The following is an 11,939-nucleotide window of genomic DNA, read 5'->3' as shown; positions in this document are numbered from 1 at the left end:
CCGCCGCCGGGACGGGTGCGGGTGGTGGAGAGCGGAGGACGGGCACCTTCGTCAACGCCTGCGATAGCGGAAGAGGCCCTTCCTACGCCGTTGCGGCGGGTGCGGTCGCGGGGCGCGCGTGCCCCGCGGGGCGGTGCGGATCAGACGTGCGGTGGGCCCCGGGGGCCGACCGTCCCCGGGGTGTGCCCGACCGGCGCGGGGACCGGGCCGACGGTGACGGCCCCGGCGGCTGCGCCCGGGTCGGCCGGAGCGGCGGGTTGGCCGGGGCCGGTGGCGGCCCGGTCGACGGCGGCATCGTCGGCGACGACGCGGTGGTCGGCGACGGCCACGGGTGGGTCGGCGGGTGCCAGCGTGACGGGGAGCGCCGGGGCCGGGGGCGCCCAGGCGTGAGCCGGGGGCGCCCAGGTGTCGGTCGACGGCACTCCGGCCTGGGCCGAGGCGGCGGCGGGAAGAGCCCCGGCGCCGACGGCGAACGCGACCGCGACGGCGAGGCCGGTCAGCAGCCGCGCGGCCCACCGCGCCACCCACCACAGGGGACAGGTGAGCGCGACGGGAAGCACGCGACCACGCTACCGCCGATGCCGCCGGTCCGCATCGCCGCCGGGCGTGTCCCGTGCACGGCGGCCTCGGCGGCCCTCCGGCCCGGTGCTCTGCGCGTCCGGCCGTCCACCCCGGACCGCACGGACCAGGGTGGACGGGTGGTCCGGCCGCCCAGTTGGTCGACCTGCGCCGATGGACGCGGTCGTCCTACGCCCGGGGGCGCGGCCGGCCGGCGGTCGCACGGGAATCGACGTACGCCGGTCGGTGGTCCGCCTCCGGCTCGGTGTGCCGGGGGCGCGGCACGACGCGCCCCCGCTCCCCCGGCACGGCCGGCGGTCGCTGCCGCCCGGCGGCCACACCCTCGACCGGCGGCGTCGCCCGGGCCGGGCGGCGCGGGCCGAGCAGCCGCATCATCGGCGTCTCGACGAAGCGGTGCAACGCTCCGGCGAGGGCCAGGTTGACCAGCAGGAAACCGAGCACCGCGGCCAGCCCCCACCAGCCGCGGTACCCGACGCCCCAGTCCCCGGTGAGCCGGAGCACGGTCACCATCACCAGCACGTGCACCAGGTAGAAGGCGAAGGAGACCTCGCCGAGCCAGACCATCGGCCGGGACCGCCACGGCGACCGCCGCCCGCGCACGTCCGCGTCCGCCGCCGCGGTGATGACCAGGATGTACGCCACCGAGAGCAACGCCGCCCACAGCTCGGCGCGCACCCACTGCGCGGCGACCACCCAGGTGGCCACGAAGACCAGGCTCGCCACCGGCAGCCCCGGCCCCCGCCACCTGCCGCGCCGCATCAGCTCGGCGGCAGCCACGCCCATCCAGAACTCCAGGGACCGGACGGGCGGGAAGATCTGGGTGAACCACCAACGGCTCTCCTCGGGCACCAGGGCCTGGGCCGGCCAGAGCGCCAGGATCAGCAGCGGCACCGCGACGACCACGGTCCACAGTGCCCACGGCCGGGCCCGGCGGAGCAGCGGCAGCGCCAGCGGCAGGCAGAGGTAGAAGAAGAACTCGCAGGACAGCGACCAACTGACCGTGTTGATGCTGTAGAACGCGCCCGGCCGGGGGTCCCACGCCTGGAGCAGGAAGAGGTTCTCCACCGCGACGACGCGGTCCACCGGGTCGGCGAACCAGGCCGCGACCAGCAGGGCGAGCACCCACAGCGCCACGTGGCTGGGCCAGATCTTGGCGATCCGGCGACGCCAGAACGCCCGGCGGGAGTCGGTCGGCCGGGCCGACCACACCAGCACGAAACCGCTGAGGATGAAGAAGAACTGCACGCCGGACAGGCCCAGGGTGAAGACCCAGTTCACCACTGCCCGGTGGTCCGGCTCGGCGATGATCCCCATCGTGCCGGCGTGGAAGCCGAAGACGAGCAGGGCCGCCACCCAGCGCAGCCCGGTCAGCGAGGGCAGCCGACCGGCCGGGGACGCGGGCCGGGCCTCCGCCGCGACGGTCGCGGCCCCCGTCATGCCGGCGGCCCGGCGGTCCGCAGGGTCACCAGCACGTACGTCTCCTCCTTGGCCGTCGGCGGGCGGCGCAGGACGGCCCGCGGCGAGGCCTCCGGTCGGCGCCGCCGCCGGGCACCCTACCCGCCGCCCCGGATGTCCCCCTGCGTCCCCGTCCACCGCGTGACGGTTCCGTCCCTCCGCGTGCCGGAGTGACGCGCGTCTGTGCCGGGGTCGGCCGGTGGCCTAATATTCCGTGACCCGGAGGTGACGAGAGGCGGGGACGGATGCACCAGCGGATCCTGATGCGGGCGAAGAAGGGCCCGTTCGACGTCTACTCTCCCGAGGAGGCCTTCGAGGGGAACTGGATCGGCGAGAACAACGGCAACCTCGTCTTCAGCCACGCCGCGCACAAGCTGCTGCAGACCAGCACCACCGAGATCACCTCGACCGAGTTCAAGGTCAACCCGCGCGACGCCGACATGATCAACGAACGGTACGACGTCTACGTCGTACCGCTCGCCAACGCCTTCCGGCGCAGCTACGCACACCGCATCGAACTCATGACGAAGCTCGTCGAGCGGCTGAAGATCCCGGTGGTGGTGCTCGGAGTGGGTGTGCAGACCGACGTCAAGGGCGACCGGGAGTACCTGCGCCCGATCGACGACGCCGTCACCCGCTTCGTTCGGGCCGTGCTCGACCGCTCGCACAGCATCGGCGTACGGGGTGAGATCACCGAGGGCTACCTGCGCACGCTGGGCTTCTCCGCCGTCGACGTGATCGGCTGCCCGTCGATGTTCCTGCACGGCGACAGCCTGCGGGTGGAGAAGCGGAAGGCGGCGCTGACGCCCGACGACCGGCTCGCGCTCACCGTCTCGCCGTACGTGAAGTCGATGGCGAAGATCATCGCCCGGCACCACGAGCGGTACCCGAACCTGCGCTACCTGCCACAGGACCTCAAGACGCTCGGCACCCTGCTCTACGGCGACGCCCCCGACGACCGGGGCAAGTCCAGCGCGATCCCGATCCACACCTCGCACCCGCTGTTCACCGAGGACAAGGTGCGGATGTTCGTCGACCCCTGGACCTGGATGGACTACCTCTCCGGGTTCGAGTTCGCCTTCGGCACCCGGATCCACGGCACCATCACCGCGCTGGTCGCCGGCACGCCCGGCTACCTCTTCGCGCACGACTCGCGCACCCTGGAGCTGGCCCGGTACTTCGACATCCCGCACCGGGTGATGAAGGAGGTGCCGGCCGACGTCGACGCCGCCCAGCTCTACGACGAGGCGGACTACACGGCGCTCAACGACGGCCACAAGGCACGCTACGAGACCATGCTCGCCTTCCTCGCCAAGCACGACCTGGGCAACGCCTTCGCCGACGGCGACAGCGCCGCCCGGTTCGACGCGCGGGTGCGGGCCACCGCCTTCCCACCCGCCGTGCGCCCGGCCGGCGCGACCGCCCCGGAGGTGCTGCTGGAGCGCCTCCAGTGGCTGCGTGACCGCAACGCCGAGTTGCAGACGGACGTGGAGATGCTCCGTGAGCAGCGCCTGCGGGCCCGGGTCAAGCGGGCCGTCGGCGGCCCGGTGCGGCGGATCCTGAACCGTTAACCCGACGCTGGGCCGCTGTTCAAACACTCCACCCGCACCGGCCACGTGAGGTTCCGGGGCCGTCCATCCGCGCGGTCGATGGTGTCGGCGTGGTCATTGAGCCGACGCAAGCACCGCTGCTGAGCATCGTCGTGCCCGTGTACGGCGTCGAGCCGTACCTGTACCAGTGCCTCGAGTCGATCCGCGCCGACATCCCGGCCGGCGAGGCGGGCGCGGTGGAGCTGATCGCGGTGGACGACGCCTCCCCGGACCGTTGCGGGGAGATGCTGCGGTCGTACGCGGCCGGGCGGGTCGGCATCCACACCGTCCACCTGACCGACAACGTCGGCCTCGGCCTGGCCCGCAACGCCGGTCTCGACGTGGCCACCGGCGCGTACGTCTGGTTCGTCGACAGCGACGACTGGCTGCCGCCGGGCACGATCCCGGCGGTGCTGGACCGGTTGCGCCGGGACCGGCCCGACGTGCTGATGCTGGACCACCTGCGGGTGCACGAGGGCGGCCGGCGGGAGGTCGACGCGAGCAGCCACCTGCTGCGCGGGGTGCCGGGCGTGGTCCGCCTCGCCGACCGGCCACAACTGCTGAAGGTGCAGCACACCGCCTGGAACAAGGTGGTCCGCCGCGGGTTCATGGCCGAGCTGGAGCTGCGCTTCTTCCCCGGCTGGTACGAGGACATCCCGTTCAGCCACCCGCTGCTGATCGGCGCGGAGCGGATCTCCGTACTGGACCGGGTCTGCTACCTCTACCGGCAGGGCCGGCTCGGCGCGATCACCTCCACCCGCAGCCGCCGGCACTTCGACGCCTTCGACCAGTACGAGCGGCTCTTCGACTGGCTGGACCGGCACGCCCCGGACGACCGGCTGCGGGCCGAGCTGTTCACCCTGATGATCAGCCACTACCTGGTGGTGGCGGGCAACGACGGCCGGCTGCACCCGCGGCTGCGCCGGGCGTTCTTCCGCCGGGTCGCCGAGCACTACCGCCGCTACCTGCCCGACGCGGGCTACTCCCGCCCCGCCGGAGTCGCGGGGCTCAAGCACCGCCTGGTCCGGCGGAACAGCTACCTCGCGTACGCGGCGCTGCGCCGGGCCCACCGGGCGGCGGGCCGGGTGCGGGGCGGCCGGCCCGCCCCGCCGGCCCTCCCCTCGCCCGAGGCCGGCCAGGCGGGGCAGGTCGCGGAGACCGGGCGACCCGCGACCGGGACGGCGGCGGACCAGACCACCGCGATGGCGAGCCGCCGATGACCGGGCTTCCGACGACCGGGCTTCCGTCGACCGGGCATCCGGTGGCCGGGCCGCTGCGGCCGGCAGACAACGGCGACCTGCACCGGATGCTGCTCTGGCGCAACCACCCGCAGGTGCGGGCGGTGAGCCTGACCAGCCACGAGATCGGCCTGGTCGAGCACACCGCCTGGTGGGCGCGGGTCCGGGTCGACCCGGACCGGCGGGTGCTGGTGCACCTGCACGACGAGGTGCCGTCCGGCATCGTCACGTTCTCCGGGGTCACCGCCCCGGACCGGGCCCTCACCTGGGGCTTCTACCTCGACGTCGACGGCCTGGACGCCCGGGGGCAGCTGCTGCCGGCGTGGCTGTCGCTGGAGCGGGCCGCCATCGCGTACGCCTTCGACACCCTCGGGGCGGAGACGCTGGGCGGCGAGACGCTGGCCGCCAACAAGCCGGTGCTGGCCCTGCACCGGCGCTTCGGATTTCGCGAGGTCCGGCGCTACGAGCGGGACATCGACGGCACGCCGCACCAGGTGGTGTGGACGGAGAAGAGCAGAGGAAGATGACGGCGACACTCAAGATCGGCCCGCACGCGGTCGGCCCCGGCGAGCGGCCCCTCGTGGTCGCGGAGATGTCCGGCAACCACAACGGCAGCCTGGACCGGGCGCTCGCCATCGTCGACGCGGTGGCGGCCAGCGGGGCGCACGCGCTCAAGCTCCAGACGTACCGGCCGGACACCATCACCATCGACGTGGACGCCCCCGCGTTCCGTCTCTCCGACGGGCACGACCTGTGGGGCGGCGAGCGCCTCTGGCAGCTCTTCGAGCGCGCCCACACCCCGTACGAGTGGCACGCGCCGATCTTCGAGCGGGCCCGCCGGCACGGTCTGACGGTGTTCTCCTCGCCGTTCGACGCGACGGCGGTGGAGCTGCTGGAGGAGCTGGATGCGCCCGCGTACAAGATCGCGTCGTCGGAGCTGGTGGACCTGCCGCTGATCCGGCTCGTCGCGGCCACCGGCAAGCCGCTGGTCATCTCCACCGGGATGGCCACCGTCGGCGAGATCGACGCGGCCGTCCGCGCAGCCCGGGAGGGCGGCGCCGGCGGCATCGTGCTGCTCGCCTGCACGGCGTCCTACCCGGCGCCGCCGCAGGACAGCAACCTGCGCCGGCTGCCCGTGCTGGCCGACACGTTCGGCCTGCCGGTGGGCCTGTCCGACCACACGCCGGGCATCGGCGTCCCGGTCGCCTCGGTGGCGTTCGGCGCCTGCCTGATCGAGAAGCACGTGACGCTGCGCCGCGCCGACGGGGGCGTCGACTCGGACTTCTCGCTGGAGCCGGCGGAGCTGACCGCCCTCACCGTCGAGTCGGAGCGGGCGTGGGCGGCGCTGGGCGGCACCGCGATCGGGCCCACCCCGACCGAGCGGGAGGGGCTGCGGTTCCGCCGGTCCCTCTGGGTGGTCGAGGACGTCCGGGCCGGCGACCCGGTCACCGCGGCGGTCGTACGCTCGATCCGGCCGGCCGGCGGACTCCCCCCGGCCGACCTCGACCGGGTCCTCGGCCGCGCCTTCACCCGGGACGTACCGAAGGGCACGCCGCTGAGCTGGGACATCGTCTGACCGACGGACGACGCGAGGGGGCCCGGTCCGTGCGGACCGGGCCCCTCGGCTCGGCTGCCGGATCGGCCGGCGCCCGGCCCGGACGCGGCGGCCGTACCGGTGTCAGTCGGTGAGGACGACGCCCTGCTTCTCCAGGATCTGCCGGGCGCGGTCGAAGGAACTGAGGTCGATCACTTCGTCGGTGTCCAGCGTGACGCCGAACTCGTCCTCGATGGCGGCCACCAACGACATGTGCGCGAGCGAATCCCACTTCTCGATTCCGCGATATTCGAGACCGTCGACAACGGCGTCGTCGGAAAGCTCCAACGCCGCGCGGAAGACGACCCTCAGTCGCTGAAGTTCCACCGCGTTTTCCTCCGTAACTGGTCCGCACGCGTCGACGTGCGGGCCGAGTGTAGCCGAGTTCGAAGGCCCCTCAACCTGGCCCTGAACTGGCGAAAAGTGTTTGCCTGCAAGGTGTTCCGCATTCACTCCAGGCGCGGCGACCGTTCACCGAGGGGCGTCGAGGTGTTAACCCGCCGGGTCTAGCGTCTCGATCCGGTCGACCGGGCAAGGTCGCCGCGGAAACAACCACGACCATGGGAGCACCAATTGAGCGAGTTGAATGGGTCTTCCATTCTGATCACCGGCGGAACCGGTTCCTTCGGGAAGACGTTCCTCCGGCACGTCCTCACCGAGGCCGACCCGGCCCGGGTGGTGGTGTTCTCCCGCGACGAACTCAAGCAGTACGAGCTGCGCCAGCAGCTCGGCGACGACCCGCGGCTGCGCTGGTTCATCGGTGACGTCCGGGACCGGCACCGGCTGACCCGCGCGATGCACGGGGTGGACCACGTGGTGCACGCCGCCGCGCTCAAGCAGGTGGACACCGCCGAGTACAACCCGTCGGAGTTCATCGCCACCAACATCACCGGCTCCCAGCACGTCGTGGACGCGGCGATCGAGGCGGGCGTGAAGAAGGTCATCGCCCTCTCCACCGACAAGGCGTCCAGCCCGATCAACCTGTACGGCGCGACGAAGCTGGTCGGCGACAAGCTGTTCGTCTCGGCCAACCACTACGCCGCGCAGCATCCGACCCGGTTCGCGGTCGTCCGCTACGGCAACGTGGTCGGCAGCCGGGGCTCGGTCGTCCCGCTGTTCCGCCGGCTGGCCGCCGAGGGCAAGAGCCTGCCGGTCACCGACAAGCGGATGACCCGGTTCTGGATCACCCTCGACCAGGCGGTCCAGTTCGTCATGGACTCGTTCGACCAGATGCAGGGCGGCGAGCTGTTCGTCCCGCGGATTCCCAGCATGCGCATCCTCGACCTGGTCGAGGCGGTCGCCCCGGAGGCCACCACGCACGAGGTCGGCATCCGCCCCGGCGAGAAGCTGCACGAGGAGATGATCGCGCCGGACGACAGCCGCCGGACCCTGCGCGCGAAGGACCGGTACATCGTGCAGCCGACCATCGCCACCTGGGGCTACCAGCCGCCGGTCGGCTGCGAGCCGGTGCCGGACGGGTTCGCGTACCAGTCGGACAGCAACGACGAGTGGCTCAGCGTGGAGCACCTGCGCGACATGCTCGGCATCGCCGCATGACGGGGCTGCTCCCGTACGGCCGGCAGTCGGTGACCGAGGACGACGTCGCGGCCGTGGTCGCCGCCCTGCGCAGCGACTGGCTCACCACCGGCCCGCAGGTCGACGGGTTCGAGGCCGACCTGGCGGCGTGGACCGGCGGCGCCGGCTGCGCGGCGGTCTCCAACGGCACCGCGGCGCTGCACGTGGCGTACGCGGCGGCCGGGGTCGGCCCCGGCGACGAGGTGGTCGTGCCGCCCATGACGTTCGTGGCGACCGCCAGCAGCGCGGTCGCCCTCGGCGCGAAGATCGTCTTCGCCGACGTCGAGGACGAGACGTTCACCCTCGACCCGGCGGCGGTCGCCGCGGCGACGACCAGCCGGACCCGGGTGGTGTCCGCCGTCGACTACGCCGGCCACCCGGCCGACTACGACGCGCTGCGCGCCGCGACGGCCGGCACGGACGCGCTGCTGCTCGCCGACGCCGCGCACTCGATCGGCGCCACCTACCGGGGGCGGCCGGTCGGCTCGCTGGCGGACCTGACCACGTTCTCGTTCTTCCCGACGAAGAACCTCACCACCGCCGAGGGCGGCGCGGTCGCCGCCACCGACCCGCACCTGCTGAAGCGGGCGCGCCGGTTCCGCAACATCGGCCTGGTCCGGGAGCGCGACGAACAGCGCTGGCCGGACGAGGGCGGCTGGCACCAGGAGGTGCACGAGTTCGGGCTGAACTACCGGCTCCCCGACGTGCTCTGCGCGCTGGGCCGCAGCCAGCTACGCCGGCTCGGCGACTTCCTGGCCCGCCGGGCCCGCCTGGTCGCCCGCTACGACGAGGCGCTGGCCGACCTGCCCGGCGTGCTGACCCCGGGCCGGCGGTCCTGGGCCGCCCCGGCGTGGCACCTCTACCCGATCCGGGTGCTCGACGGGCGCCGCCGCGAGGTGTACGACCGGATGCGCGCCGCCGGCATCGGGGTGCAGGTCAACTACATCCCCGTGCACTGGCACCCGGCCTTCGCCGACCTGGGCTACCGGCGCGGATCCTGCCCGGTGGCCGAGTCGTTCTACGAGCAGCAGCTGTCCCTGCCGCTGTTCCCGGACCTCACCGAGGCCGACCAGGACCGCGTCATCGACGCCCTCGGCACGGCGCTGCGCGCCGCCACGGCGCGTTCCGCCGCCTGAGGGGACCCGATGCACCACGCGAACCACTTCTACGGCCACGCCCACGTGCTGGCCCGCTACGCCGGGCTGGGCGACGGCCATCCGCCCCGGATCAACGGGTACGTCCAGCACGGCTGGAACATCGGCGACGGCCTCGCCCCCGGCCACCCGTACGCCGAGCGGACCCCGAGCCTGCTGTGGTCGGAGCAGACCCGGCGGCGGGCCTGGTCGGTGGGGCGGCGCAACGTGACCGTCATCGGGGCGCCCTTCGCGTACCTGCTGGCCATGCGGCCGGAGGACCCGCCGGAGTCGGAGCGGGAGGGCACCATCTGGTACCCGTTCCACGGTTGGGAGGGTCAGCACGTGCGGGGCGACCACCGGGAGCTGATCGCCCGCATCCGGGACACCGAGCCCGGCCCGGTCACCGTCTGCCTCTACTGGCACGAGTACGGCATGCGCCGGGTGCGCCGGCTCTACGAGAACGCCGGCTTCCGGGTGATCTGCCACGGCTACCGCGGCCACTGGTGGAAGGACACCGATCCGCTCTTCCTCGACAAGCAGCTCACCGAGCTGCGCCGGCACCGGCGGGTGGCGTCGAACCGGCTGACCAGCGCCATCTTCTACGGCATCGCCGCCGGCTGCGAGCCGGCCGTGTACGGCGACCCGATGGTGCTCGCGGACGAGGACCCCACCTTCGGCGGGACCGCCCGGATCCGCCGCCAGTGGCCGGAGCTGCACGGCGAACAGGTGGACCTGCCCACCGCCGTCTCGATCGCCCGCGCCGAGCTGGGCACCGACCACCGCTGCACGCCGGCCGAGCTGCGCGAGCTGCTCGGGTGGGCGAACCTCCAGGAGGAGAAGAGTGACGACTGAGACGGCGCCGCGGATCGCGCTGCCGGGCGGGGAGATGCTGGCCTGGTCCGACCTGCCGGCGGAGCGCCTGGCCGAGGGCGGGCCGCTGGCGGCGCTGGCCGCCCGCGTGGTGCCGGCCGGCGCGCGGGTGCTGCTGGCCGGGCCGCACGACCCCGCGCTGCTCGACCGGCTGGCACACGCCGAGGTGACCTGCCTGCTGCGCAGCCACCCCGACGGGGTCGCCCTCGCCGAGCGCGCCGCGCAGGTCGTGGTGGCCGGCCCGGCCGGGCTGCCGGCGGGCGAGCGGTTCGACGTGGTGATCGCCGGCGCCGGCCTGGACGCGGTCGAGTCGGTGGAGGGGACGCGGCTCGGCTGGGCCGGCGTGCTCGACCGGCTGACGGCGGCGCTGCGTCCCGGCGGCGTGCTGCTGCTGCGCCTGGACAACCCGCTCGGCCTGCACCGGCTCGTCGCCACCCCTCCCTGGTACGCCGGGCGTGACGACTCCGCCTGGGCGATCGGCGGGGTGCTCGACGCGGACCGCCCGGCCAACCTGGAGCAGTTGCGCGGGCGGCTGGGCGCCCGGGGACTGCGCGCGGACGCCTGCTTCGCCGCGTACCCGCACCCGGCGGCGCCGACCGCGCTGGTCGACACGGGCGCATTGGCTCGACGGACCACGTCCGGGTTCCTCGACGCGGCGCTGCACGGCGCGTGCTCCCGCGCCGGCGCCCGGGACACGGTGCTCCAGGACCCGGCCCGGCTCGCGGTCGACGCGCTGCACGCCGGCCGGGCGGGCGAGCTGGCGCCGGCCTGGCTGGTGCTCGCCCGCAAGTCCGACGACCCGGCCGGCGCGGACCTGGCTGTTGCGGACCCGGCTGTTGCGGACCCGGCCGGCGCGGACCCCGCCGCCGCAGGCCCGGCCCGCGTGGACCCGGCCGTCCGGGGGCGCGTCGACCTGCCCGTGGCGCTGGTGCAGACCGGGCCGCCCGGGGCCGGCGTGGTCGAGGTGGTCGACGCCCCGGACGGCTGGCGGTGGCGGGCCGCCAGGGCGGAGACCCGGGGCGGGCCGGCGGCGCCGTTCGCCAGCCGGCTGGCCGCGTACCGGGACCCGGGGGCGCTCACCGGGTCGGTGCCGGACGGGCGCCTGCTGCGCACCCTGCTGCTGGACGGCTGCCTGCGGCGGGACACGGACGCGCTGCGCCGGCTCCTGCGCGGGTACGCGCGTTGGCTCGCCGGGCAGGTCGACGCCGACGGCCGGCTCGCCGGCCCGTTCGGGCTGGCCAGCGTGGACAACGTCGTCGTGGCCGGGGACGCCTACGCGGTGCTCGACCCGAGCTGGCGGGCCGCCGAACCGCTCGCCGTGGACGTGGTGCTCGCCCGGAGCCTGTGGCGCTTCGCCGCCGAGCTGCTCACCGGCGGATACGCCCACCCGTGGACGTCCACGCTGGACGTGGCGGGCCTGACCGTGGTGCTCGGCGGCGTCGCCGGCCACGACCTGGACCGGCCGACCGTCGCCGCGGCCGTGGAGGCCGAGGCGGCGATCGCCGCCGCCCTGCACGGGCTGGACGCCGACGGGCGCGTCGCCCTCGCCACCGAACTGCGGGCCGTCGAGCCGACCGACCCGCCGATCGGCAGTCGCAGCTACCAGCAGTTGCGGGAGGCGTGGCTGCGCCAGCGCGAGGAGCTGACCCGGCTGGCCGCGCTGCTCAAGTGGACCGAGGAACTGCTCACCTCGCGGGAGCGGGCGCTGCGCCGCGCCGACGCGACGATCCACCTGCTCAGCGGCTCGCTCAGCTATCGGGTGGGCCGGCTGGCCATCGCCCCGGCGCGGATCGCGAAGCGGGGTGCCCGGGCGGCCAAGCGCCGGGCCCGGCAGGCCCTCGCCCCGAAGCCCGAGGAGAACCAGTGACCGACACACCGACCGCCGGCATCCCGGCGGCGCCCG

Annotated in this window: 11 protein-coding genes; 8 read left to right on the top strand and 3 right to left on the bottom strand. The window is 74.3% G+C overall.

Annotation, left to right across the window (positions count from 1 at the left end):
- Nucleotides 1–140 precede the first annotated feature (140 nt).
- Both ABZ793_RS04480 and ABZ793_RS04475 read right to left on the bottom strand, forming a co-directional pair.
- Nucleotides 141–560 carry a hypothetical protein gene (locus tag ABZ793_RS04480; RefSeq protein WP_357451769.1) on the bottom strand — a complete coding sequence of 140 codons (420 nt, stop codon included), beginning with the start codon at nucleotides 558–560 and terminating at the stop codon, nucleotides 141–143.
- Between the two features lie 187 nt (nucleotides 561–747).
- Nucleotides 748–2,016 carry an acyltransferase gene (locus ABZ793_RS04475; RefSeq protein ID WP_357451766.1) on the bottom strand — a complete coding sequence of 423 codons (1,269 nt, stop codon included), beginning with the start codon at nucleotides 2,014–2,016 and terminating at the stop codon, nucleotides 748–750.
- Between the two features lie 263 nt (nucleotides 2,017–2,279).
- On the opposite strand from ABZ793_RS04475, the gene ABZ793_RS04470 reads away from it, so the two are divergent.
- From ABZ793_RS04470 to pseI, 4 genes are all read left to right on the top strand, one after another.
- Complete coding sequence (locus tag ABZ793_RS04470; RefSeq protein ID WP_357451764.1) at nucleotides 2,280–3,605, top strand: polysaccharide pyruvyl transferase family protein; 1,326 nt, start codon at nucleotides 2,280–2,282, stop codon at nucleotides 3,603–3,605.
- An 89-nt stretch (nucleotides 3,606–3,694) separates the two neighbouring features.
- Entirely contained in the window at nucleotides 3,695–4,843 is a 1,149-nt protein-coding gene (locus ABZ793_RS04465; protein ID WP_357451760.1) for a glycosyltransferase, read from the top strand.
- A gap of 41 nt (nucleotides 4,844–4,884) precedes the next feature.
- Nucleotides 4,885–5,388, top strand: coding sequence for a GNAT family N-acetyltransferase (locus ABZ793_RS04460; protein ID WP_357452320.1), 504 nt, complete (start codon nucleotides 4,885–4,887; stop codon nucleotides 5,386–5,388).
- Entirely contained in the window at nucleotides 5,385–6,437 is a 1,053-nt protein-coding gene (pseI, locus tag ABZ793_RS04455) for a pseudaminic acid synthase (protein ID WP_357451757.1), read from the top strand. The genes ABZ793_RS04460 and pseI overlap by 4 nt, the downstream gene beginning before the upstream one ends.
- A 102-nt stretch (nucleotides 6,438–6,539) precedes the next feature.
- On the opposite strand, the gene ABZ793_RS04450 is transcribed toward pseI, so the two are convergent.
- A complete protein-coding gene (locus ABZ793_RS04450; RefSeq protein ID WP_357451754.1) occupies nucleotides 6,540–6,782 on the bottom strand; it encodes a phosphopantetheine-binding protein in 243 nt (80 codons plus the stop codon).
- Between the two features lie 246 nt (nucleotides 6,783–7,028).
- Here ABZ793_RS04450 and pseB point away from each other — a divergent pair, with 246 nt between their 5' ends.
- The 4 genes from pseB to ABZ793_RS04430 are packed head-to-tail and all read left to right on the top strand — an operon-like array spanning nucleotide 7,029 to nucleotide 11,903.
- The gene (gene pseB / locus ABZ793_RS04445; protein WP_350706545.1) at nucleotides 7,029–8,012 is read left to right on the top strand and encodes a UDP-N-acetylglucosamine 4,6-dehydratase (inverting); all 984 of its coding nucleotides are present in this window, start codon (nucleotides 7,029–7,031) and stop codon (nucleotides 8,010–8,012) included.
- Nucleotides 8,009–9,166, top strand: a complete 1,158-nt coding sequence (locus ABZ793_RS04440) for an aminotransferase class I/II-fold pyridoxal phosphate-dependent enzyme (protein ID WP_357451750.1) — start codon at nucleotides 8,009–8,011, stop codon at nucleotides 9,164–9,166. The genes pseB and ABZ793_RS04440 overlap by 4 nt, the downstream gene beginning before the upstream one ends.
- A 9-nt stretch (nucleotides 9,167–9,175) precedes the next feature.
- Nucleotides 9,176–10,018, top strand: coding sequence for a hypothetical protein (locus ABZ793_RS04435; RefSeq protein ID WP_350685080.1), 843 nt, complete (start codon nucleotides 9,176–9,178; stop codon nucleotides 10,016–10,018).
- Nucleotides 10,008–11,903, top strand: coding sequence for a class I SAM-dependent methyltransferase (locus ABZ793_RS04430; RefSeq protein ID WP_357451747.1), 1,896 nt, complete (start codon nucleotides 10,008–10,010; stop codon nucleotides 11,901–11,903). The genes ABZ793_RS04435 and ABZ793_RS04430 overlap by 11 nt, the downstream gene beginning before the upstream one ends.
- The last annotated feature ends 36 nt before the right edge of the window (nucleotides 11,904–11,939 follow it).

Source organism: Micromonospora sp. NPDC047465 (genome assembly GCF_040643125.1).
GTDB lineage: Bacteria > Actinomycetota > Actinomycetes > Mycobacteriales > Micromonosporaceae > Micromonospora.
The sequence above is the reverse complement of the archived record's forward strand: the minus strand, read 5'-3'. Positions and strand labels throughout refer to the sequence as shown.

Coding starts and splice junctions, on each gene's coding strand:
- pseI (WP_357451757.1), top strand. CDS start 5,385: ATGACGGCGACACTCAAGATCGGCCCGCACGCGGTCGGCCCCGGCGAG.
- ABZ793_RS04440 (WP_357451750.1), top strand. CDS start 8,009: ATGACGGGGCTGCTCCCGTACGGCCGGCAGTCGGTGACCGAGGACGAC.
- ABZ793_RS04470 (WP_357451764.1), top strand. CDS start 2,280: ATGCACCAGCGGATCCTGATGCGGGCGAAGAAGGGCCCGTTCGACGTC.
- ABZ793_RS04475 (WP_357451766.1), bottom strand. CDS start 2,016: ATGACGGGGGCCGCGACCGTCGCGGCGGAGGCCCGGCCCGCGTCCCCG.
- ABZ793_RS04435 (WP_350685080.1), top strand. CDS start 9,176: ATGCACCACGCGAACCACTTCTACGGCCACGCCCACGTGCTGGCCCGC.